Raw genomic sequence first — 22247 nt, forward strand, 5'->3', positions numbered from 1 at the left:
ATGGCCGCGAAGTGGATCGAAGCGCTCACCGGATCGCTCGAACAGAAGAAGCAGTACCGCCAGGCGAAGGCCCGGCTCGACGCCCTCCCCTCGCCGTACCGGGAGGTGGCCAACGCCCAGCACCGGTACTCCATGTACTACGGCGGGATCACCGACGGCGACACCCTCGTCCAGATGTTCCTGGACCTGGCCGACCTTTGGGAGCGTGCGGCGCTGGACGGCACCCCCATCAGCGCCATCGTCGGCGAGGACCCTGTGGAATTCGCCGAGAACTACGCCCAGTCCTACGGCGGCGCCCAGTGGATCGACAAGGAGCGGGCCCGTCTCATCAAGGCCGTCGACGACGCGAAGACGCAGGAGGACAGGCCATGAGCTCGCCGGCCATCTCGGTCCGTGGCATCGAGAAATCGTACAAGGACCTCCCGGTCCTCCGCGGTGTCAACTTCGACGTGGAGCCGGGCGGGATCTTCGCCCTCCTCGGCTCGAACGGCGCCGGGAAGACCACCATGGTGCGGATCCTCTCAACCCTCCTCCAGGCCGACGCCGGCACCGCCACGGTGCTGGGCCACGACGTCGCGCGTGAAGGCCTGAGCGTCCGCGAGGTCATCAGCCTCACCGGACAGTTCGCGGCCGTGGACGAGATCCTCACCGGCCGGGAGAACCTGGTGCTCGTCGCGAAACTCCGCCACGTCCCCGATCCCGGCGGCGTCGCCGACGAACTCCTGGCGGCCTTCCGTCTCACGGAGGCCGGTGGCCGGAAGGCCGGCAGCTATTCCGGAGGCATGCGGCGCCGTCTCGACATCGCGATGAGCCTGGTGGGGCATCCCGAGGTGATCTATCTGGACGAGCCGACCACGGGGCTCGACCCCGAAGCCCGCCTCGAAGTCTGGGAGGTCGTCAAGGGTCTCGCCGCCGGCGGCACCACGGTCCTGCTGACCACGCAGTACCTCGACGAGGCGGAGCACCTGGCCGACCGCATCGCCATTCTGCACGAAGGCCGGATCATCGCCAACGGCACCCTGGCGGAGCTCAAACAGCTCCTTCCGGCCGCCACGGTGGAGTACGTCGAGAAGCAGCCGACGCTCGAGGAGATCTTCCTCCAGCTCATCGGTCCACGTCAGACCCAGAAGGAGGACGCGTCATGAGCACCCATGCGCTCGCGGACACCGCGACACTCACCGGCCGCTCCCTGCGGCACATCTTCCGCAGCGCGGACACCATCATCACCACGGCGGTCACCCCGATCGCCCTGATGCTGCTCTTCGTCTATGTCTTCGGAGGAGCACTCCGGCAGAGCACCGGGACCGAGAACTACGTCAACTACCTGCTGCCGGGCATCCTGCTCATCGCCATCGCCTCCGGCATCGCGTACACGGCGTTCCGGCTGTTCACCGATCTGCAGAGCGGGATCTTCGAACGGTTCCACTCCATGCCGATCGCCCGGTCCAGCGTGCTCTGGGCTCACGTGCTGACCTCGATGGTGGCCAACGGCATCACGCTGGTGATCATCTTCGGCGTCGGATTCCTCATGGGCTTCCGCACCGGGGCGAGCGTGCTCGCCTGGCTCGGCGTCATCGGAATCCTGCTCCTCTTCACCCTGGCCCTCACGTGGCTCGCCATCATCGCGGGCCTGAGTGCCAAGACCACCGACGGCGCGAGCGCCTTCTCCTACCCGCTCATCTTCCTGCCGTTCATCAGCTCGGCCTTCGTGCCGACGGCCACCATGCCCGGTCCGGTGCGGTGGTTCGCCGAAAACCAGCCGGTGACCTCGATCGTGAACACGATCCAGGCACTGTTCGCCGGGCAGCCGGTGGGGAGCGACATCTGGGTCGCGCTGGCCTGGTGCGTCGGAATCCTCGTGGTCGCCTACGTGCTGGCGACCGCCGCTTACCGGAAGAAGATCAGTTGAGCACAGCGAGCGAAACGGAACGCTCCGCCCGGGTTCTTGCCCGGACGGGGCGTTTCGCCGCGCTCGCGGGCGGTCCGGCGGCTACTGGTCGTGCGAGGTCACCCAGAGCTCACGGCCCAGCGCCGCGTGCTGGAGCACGAGCCAGGGACTGAAAACGAAGGGCGTCGCGGTGATCGCCTGGTCCACGCGGTCAGGAGACGCCCAGGCCCACGAATCGACCTCCTCTGGAGACGGTTCCGGGTCACGGTCGATCCTGGCGACGAACACCGGACAGATCTCGTGCTCCACCACGCCGCTGGAGTCCACGGCCCGGTACCGGAAATCGGGCAGCACGCTGCGCACCTCGGTGATCTCCAGCCCGAGTTCCTCCCGCGCGCGACGCCGGACGGCCTCCTCCAGCGGCTCCCCCGGCGCCGGATGGCCACAGAAGGAATTGGTCCAGACTCCCGGCCATGCCGCCTTGGAGAGGCTCCGCCTCGTCAGCAGCACCCTCCCCTGCCCGTCCACGAGGTGACAGGAGAAGGCGAGGTGGAGCGGCGTCGTCGTGGTGTGCACGGTTGCCCGGGGCGCCGTGCCGAGCGGTTCGCCCTGCTCGGAGACCAGTTGGACGAGTGAGGTGTCATGTGCTGGAGCGCTCATGGGTGCCTTTCCGTGGGGACATGGAGGGACCGGTTCAGGCGCTCGCCGAGGCCGCGGAGCACGCTCCGCCGGAACGGCAGGAGCCTGGCCCAGTGGAACCGCGCCGACCGGTCGTGATGCGGCAGGAAGATCACTCGCTGCCGGCAGACACACTCGCTCCCCAAGTCGGCCAAGGAGAGCTCCAACCAGAGACGTCCCTGGCGCAGGCGCCCGGCGCGCAACAGGACCGACCGGCCCGGCTCCACGGACTCGATGCACCAATAACCCCTGTGCCGGCCCGTCGGAACGGAAAGACCGGACGAGCCGTACGCATTGATCACGCGCCACACGTCCTGCGCGCTGGACGAGCAGCGCTATTCCCTGGTCTCGGTCAGCATCGGATCAGGCCCTGCCCGTCCGGCGCCGGATCAGGAACAGCGCCGCTCCCAGCACCAAGGCGACGGCGGCGAGCAGCGCCACGAGCGCGACGTCGCCGGAGTATCGGGGACCCTGCCAGCGCGCGACGGCGATCCAGGCGACTCCCCAGACCATGGACACCAGCGGAGTCCAGGCCCCGCGGCGCGCGAGGGCCAAACCGATCGCCACGACGACGGCGAGCACCGCCACCGACGTGAACACCTCCGGCCAGACGACGCCGGCCCACGCGAGCACCGCCGCCACATTCGCCACGGTGGCGACGCAGATCCAGCCGAGGTAGAGGCCGAAGACCGCCACGCTCAGCACCCACTCCACGCCGGCCCGGGGCGTGACGCCCTCGGTCAGCATGAGAATCCGGCACAGGACCGCGAGCAGCAGGGCCATGACCACCAGGGTGGCCGGGAGACTGCCGAGCTGGGCGGCCCAGAGCCACGCGGCATTGAGCAGCATCGACGCGGCGGCCCACGGCCTGAGCCGCTGCTGCAGGGCGTCCCTCCGGGCCCGGCGCCCGAGCTGCCATACCGCATAGGCCAGGAGCCCCAGGTAGATCACACTCCAGATGCCGAAGGCGGCGTTGGCCGGCGCCAGTGGAGTGGCGGTGCTGGAGAGATACCCCTCCCGCCGCGGAGGCGACCGGAGTCAGACCGAACGCCCCGGACCCTCCGGCCGCCAGGACCAGCGCCAGAAGAGCGGCTGCGAGCGTCGCCACGGCTGGGACGAGGTGCGACTTCGGAGACTGCAGTGCCATCGACATGGTGTCCTCCTCTGGACAATCGAGCGTTCCTCGACAACCATATTTGTAGATAGTCGAGATATACAACAAGCTAGATGTTCTAAGAGCTAGGCAGTCACGCCGGCCGAGTCAAGGAGTGGACATGAGCAGTGCGACCCAGACGGCGTGGACGGCGCCGGATCTTCACCTCCCCGAGACCCGCACCACCCGACAGCAGCCCGCGGCGGCGCCTGCCGCACCCGCCGTCGCCGAGTGGCCTCGCACGTCCCGCCTGGTGGACGAGCAGATCGTGGACATCATCACCTCGGCGATCGACGCCACCAACTCCGTGCAGGCGCGCGGTCTCTGGCGCCATCTCGCGGACTCCTTCGAAGGCGGCAAACGGCTGCGGCCTCAACTCGTCTGGACGAGTTATGCCGCGTTCGGCGGCACGGATGCCCTGCGGTGCTCGGCTCTCGGCGCGGCCTTCGAACTGCTGCACGCGGCGCTCGTGATCCATGACGACGTGATCGATCAGGACCTCACCCGGAGGGGACGCACTAACATCGCCGGGATCTACGGCCGAGGCGCCCTCGAGCGCGGGATGACGGAGGAGGAGGCTCGCCACGTGGGCCGCTCGGTCGCCATCGTGGCCGGGGACATGCTCCTGGCCGCCGCCTTCCGCGCCGTGCGCGAACTGGACTGCCCCGAACCCGCCCGTCAGGCGATCGCCGACCTCATGGACCGCGCCGTCGCGGACGCCGCGAGCGGAGAGCTCGAGGACATCCTGATCGCCCAGGACGCGTCCATCTCGCTGGGGGATGTGCTGGAGATGGAACGTCAGAAGACGGCCGTGTACTCCTTCGCGGCGCCCCTGGCAGCCGGAGCCCTGCTGGCCGGTGCGCCGGCCGCGTCGGCCGCGGCCCTCGAATTGCTGGGCGAGAAGGTCGGCATCGCCTACCAGGTCATCGATGACGTCCTCGGCACCTTCGGCGATCCCGGACAGACCGGCAAGTCGGTCACCTCCGATCTGCGCGGCGGCAAGATGACGGCCCTCACGGCGCTCGGCAAGCGGAACCCGCAGGTCTCCTCCCGCCTGCACGCGGTGACGGACACCGACGACGTCGAGGCACTGAAAGCGGCGCTTCACCGTGCGGGCGCGGACGACTCGGCCCTCGCACTGGCCCATGAACTCGTCAGCGAAGCGCTCCAGGACGCCGCGGACGCCGGACTGCCGGCACCCCTGCGGACCGACCTGACCCGCATCTGCAACCACGTCCTGCACCGGGAGAACTGATGTCCCTTTCCGTGAAGGCGCGCACCGGCACGAGACCGGGCCGCCATCAACCCGACCCCCTGCAACGCTATTCGCTGGCCGCGAGCGCCGGATCGGTGGTCATCATCCGGCGGTATTCGACGTCGTTCTCTCTGGCGTGCCGCCTGCTCCCCCGGCCGGTCCGGCAGGACATCGCCAACGTGTACGCGCTCGTCCGCCTGGCCGATGAGGTGGTGGATGGCGCGGCAGCTCACGCAGGCTTCACGGCCGAGGAGGTGCTCGCCTGCCTCGACGGCCTGGAACGGGAGACACTGCTCGCCCTGGACTGTGGGTACAGCGCCAATCCCGTCGTGCATGCCTTCGCGGGAACCGCCCGCAGGACGGGCATCGACCCGTCCCTGGTGACACCGTTCTTCGCCTCCATGCGGCGGGACTGCGTCGCGGCCCCGCACACGGCGGAATCGGTGGAGACGTACATCTACGGGTCCGCCGAAGTGGTCGGGCTGATGTGTCTGAGGGTGTTCCTCAGCGCGGAAGATGCGCACGCCTCCACTGCCGGAGAGCGGTGGGAGGAACTGGCCGAACCGGCACGGCGCCTGGGCGCGGCGTTCCAGAAGGTCAACTTTCTGCGGGACCTCTACGAGGACACCGAAGAGCTCGGCCGGGGGTACTTCCCCGGTGTCGCGGCCGGAGCTTTCAACGAGGAGCAGAAGCGGGCGCTGGTCGACGGCGTCCGGGCTGATCTGCAGGCCGCGCTTCCGGGCGTGCGGCGGCTGCCGGCGTCGTGCCGTAAAGCCGTGGAGCTCGCCTATGCGCTGTTCTCGGCGCTCACCGACAGGCTCGCGGCAACCCCTGCGGAGGTGGTGGCCCACGAACGGGTCCGGGTTCCCGGCCGCGAGAAGGCCTGCCTCGCCGGCGCGGTGCTGCTCGGGCTTGGCCCGGCCCGCGGCGCGGGACGGGAGGTTGCCGTATGAGCGCGCGGACCCAGGACCGCTTGCGGATCGCGGTGATCGGCGCGGGCGCTTCAGGACTGGCGACGGCGGGGCTGCTCGCGCGCGACGGTCATGAGGTCACCGTGTTCGACCAGCGGGAGGAAGTCGGCGGCCGGGCGGGGCGCTGGGAGAAGGACGGGTTCCGGTTCGACACCGGCCCGTCCTGGTACCTCATGCCCGAGGTCATCGACCATTGGTTCCGGCTCATGGGGACGTCCGCGGAGGCGGAGCTCACGCTCACCCGCCTGGACCCGGGATACCGGACGTTCTTCGAAGGAGCGGCGAGCTCACAGGACGTACCCGTCGGTTCGCGCCGGGCGGCTGCGCTGTTCGACGAGCTCGATCCCGGCAGTGGAGCGAACCTCACCGGATACCTCCGTGAGGCCAGGGACATGTACGACACGGCAGTGCGGCACTTCCTCTACGACGACTTCTCCTCGGCCCGGTTCCTGACCCACCCGGAGATCATCCGCCGTGTCCCCCGGCTCCTGGCCGCACTCGGCCAGACGCTCGCGGGAGTGACCGGCCGACGCTTCCGGGACCACCGGCAGCAGCAGATCCTCGGCTATCCCGCCGTGTTCCTGGGGACCACGCCCTACAAGGCCCCGGCCCTGTATCAGCTCATGAGCCACCTCGACCTTGAACAAGGCGTCCTCTATCCGCAGGGCGGCTTCGCGGCGTTCATCGACGCGATGGCCCGTCTGACGGTCGCGGCGGGCGCCGGCATCGTCACCTCGGCACGGGTGACGCGGATCCTCACGTCCCTCGGCGTCGGCGGCGCCGCCGTCGCGGGCATCGAATGGACGGACGACGCCGGCACCTCGCATCGTCACGCCGCGGATCTGGTGGTGGGCGCGGCGGATCTGCACCATCTGGAGAACGCCCTCCTGCCCGAGGAACTCCGCACCCACCCGGAAAAGACCTGGCGTCGGCGCGACCCGGGACCGGGGGCGTTCCTGGCCTGCCTCGGCGTCCGCGGCCGACTGCCGGAGCTGAGTCACCACAATCTGTTCTTCAGCCGTGACTGGCGCACCGACTTCGACTGGATCAGCGACGCCGGCGCACCGCACGAGATCCCCGATCCCGCCGCGCTGCCGAAAACCACCTCGATCTACGTCAGCAAGACGAGCGCGAGCGACCCGGGCGTCGCCCCGGTGGGCGACGAGAGCCTCTTCATCCTCGTCCCGTCCCCCGCCCGCCCCGAGTGGGGTCGCGGCGGAGTCGACGGCAACGGCTCCGCGATGGTCGAAGCGGCCGTGGACCACACCGTCGATCAGATCGCCGCCTGGGCCGGCATCCCGGACCTCGCCTCACGGATCGTGGTGCGGAAGACCCTGGGCCCGGCCGACTTCGCAGCGGACTTCAACGCCTGGCGCGGCGGCGCCCTGGGGCTCGCCCACACCCTGCGGCAGAGCGCCTTCTTCCGGCCTGGCAATGTGAGCCGTAAGGTTCAGGGGCTGCACTACGCCGGGGCCTCCGTCCGGCCCGGAATCGGCCTGCCGATGTGCCTGATCAGCGCGGAACTCGTGCTCAAGCGAGTACGTGGAGAGCGGCGTCCGGGACCCGCCGAGCCGGCGCCGGCGCGGACCATTCCCCTGGAGGCCTCGTGAGTTATCTGATCGCCTTGCTCGTGAGCGCCGCGGGAATGGCGGTGCTCGATCGGCGCTGGCGTCTGGTGCTGTGGCGCGCGACGCGGTCGGCCGCGCTGGTCGTGCTGCTCGGCACCGTGTTCTTCCTGGTGTGGGATCTGGTCGCGATCGGGCTGGGCATCTTCCGGCATGGCGACTCGGCGCACATGACCGGAGTGCTCCTGGCCCCGGAGCTTCCCCTGGAGGAGCCGGTGTTCCTGGCATTCCTGTGCTACACGGCGCTCGTGCTGTTCGCGGGGGCCGAACGGATCCTCGAATGGGTTCAGGAGCGACGCCGGAAGCGGGTGAGCTCATGAGTTACCTTGCGCTGGACGCCGTCTTCCTCGTCGTCTGCTGCGCCGTGACCGCGGTAGTGGCGAGGGCCGCGCGCCGACGCGACGGACGGTGGGCGGGTGCCCGGGTGAGCTGGCCCGCGGTGCTGCTGGCCGGCGTCGTGCTCCTGGCACTCACGGCGGTGTTCGACAACGTGATGATCGCCGTCGGGCGTGTTCTCCTACGATCCGACAAGCCTCAGCGGCGCACACCTCGGCAACGTGCCCGTGGAGGACTTCGCCTACCCGGTGGCGGCGGCCCTGATGCTCCCCGCGCTCTGGGTGCTCCTCCGCGGACGCGAAAAGCGGGGTGGCCATGACGCTGACCGCTGATCTGCTGCGCAAGGTCTTCGTGGCGTCCCGCCCCATCTCCTGGCCTAACACCGCCTTCCCCTTCGCCGCCGCGTACTTCCTGACCGCCGGAGTAGTCGACTGGAAGCTCGTGGTCGGCACGCTGTTCTTCCTGGTCCCCTACAACGCGGCGATGTACGGCACCAACGACGTGTTCGACTACGAATCCGACCTCCGCAACCCCCGCAAGGGAGGTGTCGAGGGCGCGGTGCTGGACCCGTCGCTGCACCGAACCGTGCTGTACCTGGTGTGGGGTTCGTGCGTGCCGTTCGTCATCGCCGTGGTGCTCGGCGGCGGGCCGTGGAGCTGGCTCGTGCTCGCCGTCTCGCTGTTCGCCGTCGCCGCGTACAGCGTCGCGGGGCTGCGGTTCAAAGAGAAGCCGATCCTGGACTCCATCACCTCCAGCACGCACTTCGTCTCCCCCGCGCTGTACGGTCTGGTCCTCGCCGGGTGGGCTCCGGGCGGTTCGGCGGTCGTGAAGGCCGACGACGCCGCGGTCGGCCTGAGCGTGCTCTGCGCCTTCTTCCTCTGGGGCATGGCGAGCCACGCCTTCGGGGCGATCCAGGACATCCTCCCGGACCGCGAAGCCGACATCGACTCGATCGGCACGCTGCTCGGGAGCCGCGTGACCCTCGCGTTCGTGGTGGTCTGCTATGCCGCCGCGGGCGTGGTCCTCCTGGTGAGCGGAGGACCGGCCCGCTGGACCGGTCTTCTCGCGATCCCCTACCTCCTCAATGTCGCCCCGTATCTCGGGGTGCGAGATGAGACGTCGGAACGGACCAGGCCCGGCTGGCGGCGATTCCTCTGGCTCAACTACCTGACCGGCTTCGCGGTCACCCTGACCATGATCGGGCTCAGCCTGGGGATCTGAACGTGACAGCGGTCCGTCCCGGAAGCTTCCTGAACCGGGACGGACCGCTCTGGACGGTCAGAGCGTCCAGCAGTTGTTGGTCGCGGGAAGGCCCCGGAACCGCGCTTCGAAGAACGCCAGCGTCGCCGCGAAGTGCGGCGCCGCTCCGCCGACGTGGGTCGGCACCGGAGTGGGCACGAAGTTCACGGTCGTCCCAGCCGTGCACCAGCGCTGGGCCAGCCCCTTGCCGACACGGTACGGAATCACATCATCGGCGACGGAATGCGTGATCAGCACGGGAGCCCCCGGACGCGAGCGTCCGATGAGCTGATCCGCCAGCATCGTCGAGATCGGCGCCTGCTGTGCGAGCTGCGTGAACGACTGCCCCGAGGAGGACAGATTCGACATCTTCACGTAGCTGTTCTGCGGCAGGTTCCAGACGCAGTGGTTGGAGACCTCCACGGCCTTGGCCTGCCCGGCAGCGTTGAGGAACGACGCCGGGTCGACACCGTAGGAACTGACCAGCCCGTCGAGCGCGAAGAGCATGAACTCGGCGTACAGACCGCCGTCCAGCGACGTTCCGACCGCGGTGAGGTCCGCGGGGACGGCCCCGGCGGAGACTCCCTTGATCTGGAGCTCCGGCGCATAGCTCGGTGCGAGCTCGGCCGCGGCTGCCGCCGCCCCGCCGCCTTGTGAATACCCGTCGATGCCGATCGGTGACTGCGGGCTCAGCCCGGTCCCGGGAAGGGCGATGGCTGCCCGGGCCATGTCCAGCACAGCGCGGCCTTGGGAGGCGCGGTCCATGTAGGTGTGAATGCCTGCCGTGCCCAGACCTTCGTAGTCGGTGATCGCGACGGCGTAGCCCCGGCTCAGCAACGTCCCGACGAACACCTCTTCGTACTCCGCGGCGAAGGCCAGCAGACGGGAGGGCGCACACTGGTCAGCGAGGCCTTGCGTGCCGACGGCGAACGAGATCAGCGGTCGCTTTCCGGGGCCGGACCACGCGGTCTTGGGGGTGATCACCGTGCCGGTGACGCCGACCGGGGTGCCTGTCCGGTTCGTCGTCTTGTACATGATGCGCTGGGACGTGATGAGCGTGCCGCGCAAGTTGAGAGGATCCAGATGGAAGGGCGCCGGTTCGGCCTTGATGACTGCGCCGTTCTGAGCCGGGAGCTGTGCTGGCGCCTGATAGAACGCCGGCCGGGTCGCGTCACCCGGATCGGTGAGAGGTGCCGCCTGGGCCGGGGCCCCGGGCAGCAAAGAGAGGACAGTGAGCAGTGATACCGAGGCCGCAGTGGCGACGCGGCGGGTCAACGATGTCATGGTGGCCTTTCGGGACGTCTTTGTTCCGTGAATGTCGGGCCCACGAAGCCGTGAACCCGGGGTAAGGCGCGGTGATAGCTTGAAACCTACTTGCCAGTAACTTGCCGGTCAAGAGTGAGACTGAAATTTCACTTGCTCTTGACGGCCGCGTTGAGCCGCCGCGCTCGGGACTGTCGGGCAGTGCTCGACGGCGCGGCAGGTCGTGGAGGCCGTCCGGTTTCACGGTCACCGTTCTGGCACCGAGACCTGGCTTCCCACTGGAGCATGCGCTTCCGTTTCGCCCGCCCGAGTTCAAACAAAATGTGGATTAACCCTTTCGGCGAGCGCCTCGCCCGGATAGTCTGGTCGCGTCGTCAACGGCGGTTCGACCGCCTATGACCAGCCCAAACAGCGCTGCTCGTTGTGACGCCTATTCGACTGCGATCAGTCGCAGCATGACATCCAGGGGGAAGAATGCTCAAGAAGAAATCTCTCGCGGCCATTGCGGTCTCCATAGGACTGCTGGCGCTCGGACCGATCTCCTCGGCTCACGCCGGGACCACGCCGGACGCCGACAAGTACGAGGGAACGACCCTGTGCGGCGCCTACCAGAATGGCGGTTCAGGCTATGGCTACAACATGGAGAAGAACATCCCGATCTCGAGTGCCGGGTGGAGCCGCCTTCTCCAGAATGACCCGTACGGCTTGAAGGTCGCAGACAATGTCTGGGCCAGGACGAAGGCCCAGCTCGGGACGGTTTTTCCCCTGCACAACTACACCCACGTCACGTACCAGACCGTGACGAACACCAATGGGACGACGTATCAGCTGCGCGTGAACAACAACCTCAACAAGGCCATGAACAATCTGACGTGCGGATCGACCTTCCACCTCGGTTCGCCCAAGTCGATGATGTCCGATCCCGTGGCCTTGCATTCGGATGCGCCCGCACCAGGACATTTCAAAGTCATCCAGGTTCGCACGAACGGCGTCTCCTTCATCGGCACCGATGGAGTCATGAAGGGCGCCGTGATGAACTTCCGCATCCGTTCCGGCGCTTCCCGGACGTTCCTCAACGTGCACGCCACCGGTCCGGCGCTCAACTGGGCTTCCGTCGAGAACTGGATGCGCCAGTTCATGGAGAGCCAGGCAGACGCGACCTGGGCCGACTTCGCCACCCGGATCGGCAAGGTCCAGTAGACCGGACCGCCCTCACGCTGCTCGGCGCCACCCGCACAACCTTCTCATCATTCGCACAACCCTCACCGATCAAGGAGATTCCCTGATGAAAGCCCTTTGGAAGAAGTCGGCCGCAGCGATCATGCTGGGCGCAGCGCTCTCAGCCGCCGCGGCGGCCGCACCTGCTCAGGCGGCGGTCCCCAAGCTCTCCAGCACCATCAAGCTGTGCTCCTCGTTCCCCCACAATGGCTATGGCGGAGCAGTCTCCTACAGCGATCGCGCGTCGAAGTGCGCGCAGGTCTACACCGACACCACCCTGAACGTCAGGACGGGCCCGGGCAGCGGATACTCCTATGCCGGCTACACCCTGCGCGCAGGTCAGGTCTACGAGTTCGATTGCTGGACCTACGGGGAATCCGTCGACGGTGACAACATCTGGCTGAAGGTCTACACGGCCGGAGGCTCCCGTTGGGTGACCGATCGCTACGTTTACACCGGCCCGAACGTCACCTCGATCATCGGGCGGTGCTGACCCCGGGTGGCTGTCGCCGGACGCCGACGCCGACCCCTGAGGCTTGCGCTGCCGCGGCCTCGCGTGGGTGAGCGCCCGGTGAACGGAAAGGGCCCCGTCCAGCTGGACGGGGCCCTTTCCATGTCGTCGACGCCGTCGGCTCGTGGAGATCTTCCACGACTGCCGAGTCGGTCTGTCGGTGCCCGAGGTGGGACTCGAACCCACACACCTTTCGATACCGCATTTTGAGTGCGGCGCGTCTGCCAATTCCGCCACTCGGGCAGGCACCGAAGCGGTCCGCGACATCACGCGGGCCGCATACGCGTGATAACTCTACATGGCGATAGGCTAAGAGCGTCAAATTGCCCATCAGGGCCACTGGCAACGGCGCCATAGACCTGACACGTTGTCCCCGTTCCCCTCGTTAAAGGAGACCCTGTGAGCGAATCCCCTGCCCAGGACACCACTGAAATCACCAACGGCCCGGCCAAGCGCATCGTGGTCGCCGAGGATGAGACCCTCATCCGCCTCGACATCATCGAGATCCTCCGCGGTGAAGGCTACGACGTCGTCGCCGAAGCCGACAACGGCCAGCGCGCCGTCGAGCTCGCCGAAGAACACAAGCCGGATCTGGTGATCATGGACGTCAAGATGCCCGTCATGGACGGCATCAGCGCCGCCGAGCAGATCGCGAAAGCCCGGATCGCCCCCGTCGTGCTCCTGACCGCTTTCAGCCAGAAGGAACTCGTCGAGCGCGCCCGCGAGGCCGGCGCCATGGCCTACGTGGTCAAGCCGTTCACCCCGGCGGACCTGATCCCGGCCATCGAGATCGCGCTGTCCCGCCACGAGGAGATCAAGGCCCTCGAGAAGGAGGTGGTGGACCTCAAGGAGCAGTTCGCCACCCGCAAGCTCGTGGAGCGCGCCAAGAGCCTTCTCACCACCAAGATGGGCCTCTCCGAGCCCGAGGCCTTCCGCTGGATCCAGAAGACCTCCATGGACCGTCGCCTCAGCATGCGCGAGGTCGCGGAGACCATCATCAACCAGGTGAACTGAGCTCCCCCTCAGCCAGCCAGCGACGACGGCGGCGCACCCACTCCGGGTGCGCCGCCGTCGTCGTTTCCGCAGGAGAGCCCCGGCCGGGAACGCCCGAGGGGGCGGCCCTTCCGGACCGCCCCCTCGGGGAACGCAGCGAGACGCTACTTCTTTTTCTTCTTCTTGGCGGGCCAGGGGCCGATGGGCTCCCGACGCTCCTCCTGGCCGGCACGGCCGGTGTCTGCCAGGTCGCCCACCTTGTGGACCTTGATGGAGTTGGTGGTGCCGGCCTGTCCGGGAGGCGAACCGGCGGCGATGACCACGAGGTCGTCCTCCTGGACCAGCTCCAGATCCGCCAGGAAGGTGTCGACCTGGGCGGTCATGGCGTCGGTGTGGTTCACCATGGGGACCTGGATCGGCTGGATGCCCCAGGTCAGGGCCAGGAAGTTGCGGACCTGGTCCACCGGGGTGAACGCGAAGATCGGCTTCTTCGGACGCAGGCGGGACAGGCGGCGGGCCGAGTCACCGGACTGCGTGAAGGTGCAGATGTACTTGGCGTCGAGCTGGTCGGCGATCTCCACGGCGGCCAGGGTGATGGCGCCGCCACGGGTCTTCGGCTTGGAGCCGAGGGCCGGAACGAGGTCCAGAGCCTTCTCCTCCGTGTACTCGATGATGCGGGCCATGGTCTTGACCGTCTCGATCGCGTACTTGCCCACGCTGGTCTCACCGGAGAGCATGACCGCGTCGGCGCCATCCAGCACGGCGTTGGCGCAGTCGGAGGCCTCGGCACGGGTGGGGCGGGGGTTCTCGATCATGGATTCGAGCACCTGGGTGGCGACGATGACCGGCTTGGCCCAGCGACGGGCTTCGGCGATGGCCTTCTTCTGGACGACCGGCACTTCTTCGAGGGGCAGCTCGACTCCGAGGTCGCCACGGGCGACCATGATGGCGTCGAACGCGTCGACGATGTCATGCAGCTGATCGACGGCCTGCGGCTTCTCGATCTTGGCGATGACCGGGATCTTCCGGCCTTCCTCGTCCATGATCTCGTGGACACGGGTGATGTCCGTGGCATCGCGCACGAAGGACAGTGCGATCATGTCGACGCCGCGCTGCAGCGCCCAGCGGAGATCGGTCTCGTCCTTCTCGCTCAGGGCGGGGACGTTGACGGCGACGCCGGGCAGGTTGATGCCCTTGTTGTTGGACACGTAGCCCGGCACGGTGACCTCGGCGACGACCTTGACCTCGTCGACGCTCACGGCGCGCAGAGCGACCTTGCCGTCGTCGATCAGGAGGGTGTCACCGGGACGGACGTCCTCGGTGAGGCTCTTGAGCGTGGTGGAGCAGATCTCCTTGGTGCCCGGCACGTTTTCCGTGGTGATGGTGAACTGGTCCCCCACCTCCAGGAAGTGCTTCTCATCGTTGACGAACTTGCCCAGACGGATCTTGGGCCCCTGAAGGTCGGCCATGATGCCCACGGCCACACCGAGCATCGACGAAGCCTTGCGGATGTTCTCGTAGTTCACATCGTGCATGGAGTGATCGCCGTGGCTCATGTTCAGGCGGGCCACGTTCATGCCCGCCTGGATGACCTCGAGGGCCTTCTCATAGGTGCCCAGGGCGGGGCCGAAAGTGGCCACAATCTTTGCGCGTCTCATATACCTAACCTAGTTCATTGCTTTTTACGGAAGGTTGACTTCTGTTGAAAATCTCGTGCAGGCCTTTGGGCCTAGAGCAGCGAGATGGCTCGATCGGTGGGCGCCACGGGAGCCGGGAGGATGGTGCTCCCGGTCAGGAACCGGTCCACCGAGGCCGCGCACGCACGGCCCTCGGCGATCGCCCACACGATCAGTGACTGGCCACGGCCTGCGTCGCCGGCAACGAAGACGCCTTCCGTGCTGGTCATGTACTCGGCGTCGCGGCTGACGTTGCCGCGGCCGTCGAACTCCGCCTTGATCTGCTCGGTGATCCCGGCCGGCTCCGCGCCGGTGAATCCGAGAGCGAGGAAGACCAGGTCGGCCGGGATGATCCGCTCGGTGCCGGCTTTCGGGAGGCGCTTGCCGTCCACGAACTCGGTCTCCGCGACCTTGATGCCGGTGAGCTGACCGTTCTCCCCCACGAATTCGACGGTGGACGCGAGGTAGGTGCGCTCACCGCCCTCCTCATGGGCACTGGCCACTTCGAAAAGCGTCGGGAACAGCGGCCACGGCTGGTGAGCGGGGCGCTCGGCCGGAGGCTGCTTGCCGATCGCGAGCGTCGTCACGGACGCCGCCTGCTGGCGGTGCGCGGTGCCGATGCAGTCGGCGCCGGTGTCACCGCCGCCGAGGATGACCACGTGCTTGCCGCGGGCGTCGATGTGGTTCTCCGGATCCTCCCCCGCGACCACGCGGTTGGACGGCACCAGGTAGTCCATGGCGTAGTGCACGCCGGACAGCTCACGGCCGGGGATCGGGAGATCACGGGGCACGGTGGCGCCGGTGGTGACCACGACGGCGTCGTAACGCCGGCGCAGCTGCTCCCACGTGACGTCGACGCCCACGTTGACGCCCGGACGGAAGCGGGTGCCCTCGGCCTTCATCTGCTCCAGACGGCGGTCCAGGTGGTCCTTCTCCATCTTGAAGTCCGGGATGCCGTACCGCAGCAGGCCACCGATCTTGTCGTCCCGCTCGTAGACGGCCACGGTGTGGCCGACACGGGTGAGCTGCTGCGCCACGGCGAGGCCGGCCGGGCCGGAACCGACCACGGCCACCGTCTTGCCCGTCAGACGGGTGGGCGGCAAAGGAGTGACCCAGCCTTCCTCGAAGGCCTGGTCGATGATCGAGACCTCGACCTGCTTGATGGTCACGGCGGGCTGGTTGATGCCCAGCACGCAGGACGACTCGCAGGGCGCCGGGCACAGCCGACCGGTGAACTCCGGGAAGTTGTTGGTGGCGTGCAGGCGTTCGATGGCCTCCTGGCCACGGTCACGCCACACGAGGTCGTTCCATTCAGGAATGAGGTTGCCCAGAGGACAGCCCTGGTGACAGAACGGCACACCGCAGTCCATGCACCGGCCGGCCTGGCTCTTCAGGACGCCCTTCTCCTGCGCCTCGTACACTTCCTTCCAGTCCATGATGCGGACCGGAACGGGGCGGCGAGGCTGGGTCTCGCGTTCGCGGACCTTCAAAAAGCCACGGGGATCAGCCACCGGTTACCTCCAAAATACGGGACCAGACCTCTTCGCCATCCGGGTCGAGACCCTCTTCGAGGGCGTCCAGTCGAGTCTGCAGTACGGCCGCGTAGTCGCGGGGCAGGACCTTGGTCACCCGTGCGGCCGTGTCGTCAAAGTTCTCCAGCAGGCGTGCGGCCAGCTGGGATCCGGTCTCCTCCGCGTGACGCTTGAGCAGGCCGTGCACGATGTCACGGTCCTCGGCGTCCAGCTCCAGGAGCTTGAGCTCGCCGTTCTCCAGCGCATCCTTGTTGACCTTCTCCGGGCGCAGGTCCAGCACGTAGGCCGTGCCGCCGGACATGCCGGCGCCGAAGTTGCGGCCGGTGCGTCCCAGGATCAGCGTCTGACCGCCGGTCATGTACTCGCAGCCGTGGTCGCCGATCCCCTCGACCACCGCGGTGGCGCCGGAGTTGCGCACCAGGAAGCGTTCGCCGACCTGACCGCGCAGGTAGATCTCGCCGCTCGTGGCGCCGTAGCCGATCACGTTGCCCGCGATCACGTTCCGCTCCGCCGGGAAAACGTTCTGGCGGTCCGGTCGGACGATGATGCGGCCACCGGACAAGCCCTTGCCGACGTAGTCGTTCGAGTCGCCGTCGAGCCGGAGCGTGATGCCGGCCGGCAGGAAGGCGCCGAGCGACTGACCGGCCGTGCCCGTCAGGGTGATGTCGATCGTGTCCGGGGCGAGAGTGTCCACCCCGAACGTCTTGGTGACCACGTGACCCAGCATCGTGCCCACCGAACGGTCCGTGTTGACCACGCCGAGCGTGATCTTGACGGGCTCGCGGCGTTCCAGGGCGTCCGCCGAGAGACGGATGAGCTGCTGGTCGAAATGCTGGTCCAGCTCGTGGTTCTGCCCGGTGGTGTTGCGCAGCGGGGCGTCCTCGTCGAAGTCCAGCCCGTTCAGGATCGGATCCAGATCCAGTCCGGAGGCCTTCCAGTGGGTGATGGCCGCTTCCTTGTCCAGGTACTCGGAGTGCCCGATCGCCTCATCGAGGGTCCGGAAACCGAGCTCGGCGAGGATCTCACGCACCTCCTCCGCCAGGAACTCGAAGAAGTTCACCACGAACTCCGGCTTGCCCGTGAAGCGGGACCGCAGCTCGGGGTTCTGGGTCGCGACGCCCACCGGGCAGGTGTCGAGGTGGCAGACGCGCATCATGATGCAGCCGGACACCACGAGCGGCGCCGTGGCGAAGCCGTATTCCTCGGCGCCCAGGAGCGCCGCGATGACCACGTCACGCCCGGTCTTGAGCTGGCCGTCCACCTGGACGACCACGCGCTCCCGGAGGTTGTTCAGCATGAGGGTCTGCTGGGTCTCGGCCAGGCCGAGCTCCCACGGCACACCCGCGTGCTTGAGCGAGTTGAGCGGCGAGGCGCCGGTGCCGCCGTCGTGTCCGGAGACCAGCACGACGTCGGCCTTCGCCTTGGTCACGCCGGACGCCACGGTGCCGATGCCGACCTCGGAGACCAGCTTCACGTGGACGCGGGCGGACGGGTTCGACCGCTTGGCGTCGTAGATCAGCTGAGCGAGGTCCTCGATCGAGTAGATGTCGTGGTGCGGCGGCGGCGAGATGAGCCCGACGCCGGGCGTCGAGTGCCGCGTGCGCGCCACCCAGGGGTACACCTTCTGGGCCATGAGCTGTCCGCCCTCGCCCGGCTTGGCGCCCTGGGCCATCTTGATCTGGATGTCGTCGGCGTTGCTCAGGTACAGGCTCGTGACGCCGAAACGACCGGACGCGATCTGCTTGATCGCGGAGCGGCGCTCCGGATCCAGCAGACGGTCCACGTCCTCGCCGCCCTCACCCGTGTTGGACTTGGCGCCCAGACGGTTCATGGCGATGGCGAGCGTCTCGTGCGCCTCCTTGGAGATCGAGCCGTAGCTCATGGCGCCCGTGGAGAAGCGCTTGACGATCGAGGAGACGGACTCGACCTCCTCTAGGGGCACCGACGGGCGCAGGCCCTCCTTGAACTTCAGGAGGCCGCGGAGCGTCATGAGCTTGCCCGACTGATCGTCGATGCCGCGCGTGTACTCCTTGAAGATGTCGTAGCGGCGCTCACGTGTGGAGTGCTGCAGGCGGAACACCGTCTCCGGGTTGAACAGGTGCGGCTCGCCGTCACGGCGCCACTGGTACTCGCCGCCGCCGTTGAGCGGGCTGTGCGGAAGCTCGATGCCCTCTTCCGGGTACGCGAACCGATGGCGCGTGAGCACCTCCTGCGCGATCACGTCTAGGCCCACACCACCCAGCTGCGAGTGGGTGCCGGAGAAGAACTCATCGACCAGGTCCTGAGAGAGACCCAGCGCCTCGAAGGTCTGCGCGCCGCAGTACGACGCCACGGTGGAGATGCCCATCTTGGACATGATCTTCAGGACGCCCTTGCCGAGGCCCTTGATCAGGTTGTAGACGCCGGTCTCCGGGGTGACACCGCGCAGTTCACCGGTGCGGATGAGCTCTTCGACGCTCTCCATGGCGAGGTACGGGTTGACCGCGGAGGCGCCGTAACCGATCAGCACGGCCACATGGTGGACCTCACGGACGTCGCCGGCCTCGACCAGCAGGGCCGTCTTGGTGCGGTTCGCGCTGCGCAGCAGGTGGTGGTGCACGGCGGACAGCAGCAGGAGCGACGGGATCGGCGCCCACTGGGCGTTCGAGTCACGGTCCGAGAGCACGACGTACTGGACGCCACGGTTGATCGCGCTGGAGATCTGCTCGCAGATCTCCTTGATGCGCGTGCGGAGAGCCTGCTCGCCGCCCTCGGGGCGGTACAGGCCGCGGACCTTGATGGCCACGCGGTCGCCGTCGGCGTTCTCCATGTTCGCGATCTTCGAGAGCTGATCGTTGTTGATCACGGGGTACGGCAGGGCGATCTGCGGCTGGCGGATCAGCCCCGTGTCCAGCATGTTGCCATTGGGCCCGACGGCGCAGCGCATGGAGGTCACGAGCTCTTCGCGGATGGCATCCAGCGGAGGGTTGGTCACCTGGGCGAACGACTGCACGAAGTAGTCGAACAGGACGCGGGGACGCTCGGAGAGCACGGCCACCGGGGTGTCCGAACCCATCGCGCCCAGGGGCTCGGCGCCCGTGCGGGCCATGGGCCCGAGGAGGATCTTCAGTTCCTCCGTGGTGTAGCCGAAGGTCCGCTGGCGGATGTTGACCGAGGCAGGGGTGTGGACCACGTGCTCGCGCTCGGGGAGGTCGTCCAGCTTGACGAGGTTCTGCTCCACCCATTCGGCCCACGGGTTCGAGGCGGCGATCTCCGCCTTGACCTCCTCGTCCGCGATGATGCGGCCTTCCCCGGTGTCGACCAGGAACATCTTGCCCGGCGAGACGCGGCCCTTCTTGACCACCTTCGACGGCTCGATGTCCAGGACACCCACCTCGGAGGCGAAGACGATCATGCCGTCCTCGGTGATCCAGTACCGGCCGGGACGCAGGCCGTTGCGGTCCAGCGTCGCGCCGACGAGGTTGCCGTCGGTGAAGGACACCGCGGCAGGGCCGTCCCACGGCTCCATGAGCATGGAGTGGTACTCGTAGAAAGCACGGCGGGCCGGGTCCATGGCGGTGTGGTTCTCCCACGCCTCCGGGATCATCATCATGATCGCGTGGCTGATGGGGCGGCCGGACAGCCAGAGGAGTTCGGCGACCTCATCGAAGGACGCGGAGTCGGAGGCACCCGGGGTGCAGATCGGGTAGAGATCCTCCGGGGAGTTCCCGAGCAGCGGGCTGGCGAGCTGCGACTGGCGGGCACGCATCCAGTTCCGGTTGCCCTTCACGGTGTTGATCTCACCGTTATGGGCGATCGTCCGGAACGGCTGTGCGAGCGGCCAGGACGGGAAGGTGTTGGTCGAGAAGCGCGAGTGTACGATCGCGAGCTTGCTCTTGAACCGGGTGTCCGAGAGGTCCGGGTAGAACGGTTCGAGCTGGGCCGTGGTGAGCATGCCCTTGTAGACGATCGTGCGGCTCGAGAGCGACGGGAAGTAGACACCGAAGCGGTTCTGAGCGCGCTTGCGGATCCGCCAGACCCGGCGGTCCAGCTCGTCCCGGCTCAGCTCAGCGCCGTCGGGCGCCGCGAAGAAGGGCTGCGCGAAGAACGGCATGCAGGCGCGGGCCATGGATCCGACCAGCTCGGCGCGGATGGGGACCTCGCGCCAGCCGATGACCGACAGGCCTTCTTCACCGGCCAGGCCCTCGATGCCCTGACGGGCGGCGTCGGCCTCGCCGGGGACAGCGGGAAGGAAAGCGGTGCCGACGGCGTACTGTCCCTGGGCGGGCAGCTCGAAGTCGAGGACCGCGCGGAAGAACTCGTCCGGGATCTGCGTCAGCAGGCCGGCGCCGTCGCCGGTTCCCTCGTCGGCGCCGACGGCGCCTCGGTGTTCCAGGCTGCGCAGTGCATGGAGGGCATTGGCGACGATGTCGTAGCCAGGCTCACCCCGCAGGGTGGCGATGATGGCGAGGCCACAGGCGTCCTTCTCCTCCTCGGGGCGGTAAAGCCCCGAGGCGGCAGGCTGAGCCGCGAACCGCACGAAAGGGTTCTCCGGCTGCCCGGGGGCTGCCGGATCCACTTCGGGTGCGTGGTGCCGCGTATGAGTCATGACGGAGCGTCCTTCCTCCTGGTCGAGCTGGTGGAGGGGACAACATTGGCCCCAGTCGTTCGCGCGTCATTGTGACGAGCGCAACAAGGCGATTGATACTAGCGATTGTAGGTCACCAGCGGTCACCGAACGAATGGTTACACCCCTCGGAGGGGTGGCATCAGGCCGCCCCCGTCGTGACGGGGCGGGGCCGTGGCTGGATTCAGTTCCGGGATTCCTGGTCGGTGGACGAGGAGGAGGCTTCCGGGCCCGCGGACTGGGGGGTGGCGTCCGCTTCGGGCTGGGCTGCTGCAGGGTCATCATCGGTTGCAGCATCGCTCGGTGTTGCAGCGACACTACCACGAGGACCACCATCTGAGACGGAACCTTCCGCATCCTGGATGGTAACTTCCGGTTCGTGACTACCGGCCGGCGCTTCGGGCTCCGGTTCGCGACCCTTCAGGTACGGTGTGTCGCCCCGCTTCGAGCGTCCGAAACCGGCGATCACGAAGTACAGCAGGGCCGCGATGAGCACGAAGATGCTCGTCCAGACGTTGAGGCGGGTGGTGACGCCGAAGAGGGTGATGTGCTCGGCGTCGTCGATCCGGAGCAGTTCGATCCAGACGCGGCCCAGGCAGTAGTACGCGGCGTACAGGGCGAAGAGGCGGGCACGGCGGAAGTGGAACCGGCGGTCCAGCAGCAGCAGGATGACGACGCCGATCAGGTTCCAGAGGCTCTCGTAGAGGAACGTCGGGTGGAACAGGGTGCCCGGGGCCGCGTCGGCGGGGAAGTTCGGGTTCTGCGGGTCGATCTGCAGGCCCCACGGCAGGTCCGTGGGCGCGCCGAAGAGCTCCTGGTTGAACCAGTTGCCCCAACGGCCGATCGCCTGAGCGAGGAGCAGGCCGGGCGCCGCCGCGTCCATGAACGCGCTGAGCTTCACCCCGGACCGGCGGCAGCCGATCCACGCGCCGACCGCGCCCAGGACCACCGCGCCCCAGATGCCCAGGCCACCACGCCAGATCTGCGGGATCAGGCTGAGGTCACCCGTGCCGTCGAAGTTCGGGCCGAAGTACTGCGCCGGCGAGGAGACCACATGATAGAGGCGACCGCCGATGATGCCGAACGGGATCGCCCAGATGGCGATGTCCCACAGGCTGCCCTCCGGCGTGCCACGGCGCTTCCAGCGGACCGCAGTGAGCCAGAGGCCCACCACGATGCCGAGCAGGATGCACAGGGCGTACGCCCTGATGCTGAACGGTCCCAGCTCGAACCCCGACCAGCTGGGGCTGGGGATGCTGGCAGTGAGCTGGGTCGCCATCAGGGCGGTCTGCATACCGGGTTC

General features: G+C 67.8%; 18 protein-coding genes, 1 tRNA gene and 1 pseudogene. 12 read left to right on the forward strand and 8 right to left on the reverse strand.

The window, feature by feature from the left end; all coding sequences use genetic code 11:
* The 3 genes from QFZ52_RS07285 to QFZ52_RS07295 are packed head-to-tail and all read left to right on the forward strand — an operon-like array spanning window position 1 to window position 1909.
* The gene (locus QFZ52_RS07285; protein WP_066212413.1) at window positions 1-372 is read left to right on the forward strand and encodes a DUF1048 domain-containing protein; all 372 of its coding nucleotides are present in this window, start codon (window positions 1-3) and stop codon (window positions 370-372) included.
* Window positions 369-1145 carry an ABC transporter ATP-binding protein gene (locus tag QFZ52_RS07290; protein ID WP_307496955.1) on the forward strand — a complete coding sequence of 259 codons (777 nt, stop codon included), beginning with the start codon at window positions 369-371 and terminating at the stop codon, window positions 1143-1145. Before QFZ52_RS07285 ends, QFZ52_RS07290 begins: the two co-directional genes overlap by 4 nt.
* Window positions 1142-1909, forward strand: coding sequence for an ABC transporter permease (locus QFZ52_RS07295; protein WP_307496957.1), 768 nt, complete (start codon window positions 1142-1144; stop codon window positions 1907-1909). The genes QFZ52_RS07290 and QFZ52_RS07295 overlap by 4 nt, the downstream gene beginning before the upstream one ends.
* 81 nt (window positions 1910-1990) lie before the next feature.
* Here the strand turns inward: QFZ52_RS07295 and idi are convergent, their stop codons facing one another.
* Window positions 1991-2548: an isopentenyl-diphosphate Delta-isomerase gene (gene idi / locus QFZ52_RS07300; protein ID WP_307496958.1), complete on the reverse strand. Its 558-nt coding sequence runs from the start codon at window positions 2546-2548 to the stop codon at window positions 1991-1993.
* 381 nt (window positions 2549-2929) lie between these two features.
* Window positions 2930-3565: pseudogene (locus QFZ52_RS07305) on the reverse strand (tryptophan-rich sensory protein); the annotation flags it as partial.
* A 275-nt stretch (window positions 3566-3840) separates the two neighbouring features.
* On the opposite strand from QFZ52_RS07305, the gene QFZ52_RS07310 reads away from it, so the two are divergent.
* From QFZ52_RS07310 to QFZ52_RS07335, 6 genes are all read left to right on the forward strand, one after another.
* Window positions 3841-4974 carry a polyprenyl synthetase family protein gene (locus QFZ52_RS07310; RefSeq protein WP_307496960.1) on the forward strand — a complete coding sequence of 378 codons (1134 nt, stop codon included), beginning with the start codon at window positions 3841-3843 and terminating at the stop codon, window positions 4972-4974.
* Window positions 4974-5927 (forward strand): phytoene/squalene synthase family protein, encoded by a 954-nt coding sequence (locus QFZ52_RS07315; protein ID WP_307496961.1) that lies wholly within the window; start codon window positions 4974-4976, stop codon window positions 5925-5927. The genes QFZ52_RS07310 and QFZ52_RS07315 overlap by 1 nt, the downstream gene beginning before the upstream one ends.
* Entirely contained in the window at window positions 5924-7555 is a 1632-nt protein-coding gene (gene crtI / locus QFZ52_RS07320; RefSeq protein WP_307496962.1) for a phytoene desaturase family protein, read from the forward strand. Before QFZ52_RS07315 ends, crtI begins: the two co-directional genes overlap by 4 nt.
* Window positions 7552-7890, forward strand: coding sequence for a lycopene cyclase domain-containing protein (locus QFZ52_RS07325; protein ID WP_307496963.1), 339 nt, complete (start codon window positions 7552-7554; stop codon window positions 7888-7890). The genes crtI and QFZ52_RS07325 overlap by 4 nt, the downstream gene beginning before the upstream one ends.
* Window positions 7891-8079: 189 nt before the next feature.
* Window positions 8080-8238, forward strand: coding sequence for a hypothetical protein (locus QFZ52_RS07330; RefSeq protein WP_307496964.1), 159 nt, complete (start codon window positions 8080-8082; stop codon window positions 8236-8238).
* Window positions 8222-9127 (forward strand): prenyltransferase, encoded by a 906-nt coding sequence (locus QFZ52_RS07335; RefSeq protein WP_307496965.1) that lies wholly within the window; start codon window positions 8222-8224, stop codon window positions 9125-9127. Before QFZ52_RS07330 ends, QFZ52_RS07335 begins: the two co-directional genes overlap by 17 nt.
* Window positions 9128-9184: 57 nt before the next feature.
* Here the strand turns inward: QFZ52_RS07335 and QFZ52_RS07340 are convergent, their stop codons facing one another.
* The gene (locus QFZ52_RS07340) at window positions 9185-10429 is read right to left on the reverse strand and encodes a lipase family protein (protein ID WP_307496966.1); all 1245 of its coding nucleotides are present in this window, start codon (window positions 10427-10429) and stop codon (window positions 9185-9187) included.
* 453 nt (window positions 10430-10882) lie between these two features.
* Here QFZ52_RS07340 and QFZ52_RS07345 point away from each other — a divergent pair, with 453 nt between their 5' ends.
* Both QFZ52_RS07345 and QFZ52_RS07350 read left to right on the forward strand, forming a co-directional pair.
* Window positions 10883-11608: a hypothetical protein gene (locus QFZ52_RS07345; RefSeq protein WP_307496967.1), complete on the forward strand. Its 726-nt coding sequence runs from the start codon at window positions 10883-10885 to the stop codon at window positions 11606-11608.
* A gap of 85 nt (window positions 11609-11693) precedes the next feature.
* On the forward strand, window positions 11694-12119 hold the full coding sequence (locus QFZ52_RS07350; RefSeq protein WP_107002549.1) for a hypothetical protein: 426 nt from the start codon (window positions 11694-11696) through the stop codon (window positions 12117-12119).
* A gap of 179 nt (window positions 12120-12298) precedes the next feature.
* Here the strand turns inward: QFZ52_RS07350 and QFZ52_RS07355 are convergent.
* Window positions 12299-12380, reverse strand: a tRNA-Leu gene (locus QFZ52_RS07355).
* Between the two features lie 156 nt (window positions 12381-12536).
* Between QFZ52_RS07355 and QFZ52_RS07360 the strand changes: the two genes are divergently transcribed.
* Window positions 12537-13151 (forward strand): ANTAR domain-containing response regulator, encoded by a 615-nt coding sequence (locus QFZ52_RS07360; protein ID WP_307496969.1) that lies wholly within the window; start codon window positions 12537-12539, stop codon window positions 13149-13151.
* 143 nt (window positions 13152-13294) lie between these two features.
* On the opposite strand, the gene pyk is transcribed toward QFZ52_RS07360, so the two are convergent.
* The 4 genes from pyk to lgt form a co-directional block, all read right to left on the reverse strand.
* Entirely contained in the window at window positions 13295-14788 is a 1494-nt protein-coding gene (pyk, locus tag QFZ52_RS07365; RefSeq protein ID WP_307496970.1) for a pyruvate kinase, read from the reverse strand.
* Between the two features lie 71 nt (window positions 14789-14859).
* Entirely contained in the window at window positions 14860-16317 is a 1458-nt protein-coding gene (locus QFZ52_RS07370) for a glutamate synthase subunit beta (protein ID WP_307496972.1), read from the reverse strand.
* On the reverse strand, window positions 16310-20926 hold the full coding sequence (gltB, locus tag QFZ52_RS07375) for a glutamate synthase large subunit (RefSeq protein WP_307496973.1): 4617 nt from the start codon (window positions 20924-20926) through the stop codon (window positions 16310-16312). Before gltB ends, QFZ52_RS07370 begins: the two co-directional genes overlap by 8 nt.
* A 202-nt stretch (window positions 20927-21128) precedes the next feature.
* Entirely contained in the window at window positions 21129-22238 is a 1110-nt protein-coding gene (gene lgt / locus QFZ52_RS07380) for a prolipoprotein diacylglyceryl transferase (protein WP_307496974.1), read from the reverse strand.
* Window positions 22239-22247: the final 9 nt, after the last annotated feature.

The sequence above is a fragment of the Arthrobacter woluwensis genome (assembly GCF_030816155.1).
In the GTDB taxonomy this organism is placed as follows: domain Bacteria; phylum Actinomycetota; class Actinomycetes; order Actinomycetales; family Micrococcaceae; genus Arthrobacter_E; species Arthrobacter_E woluwensis_A.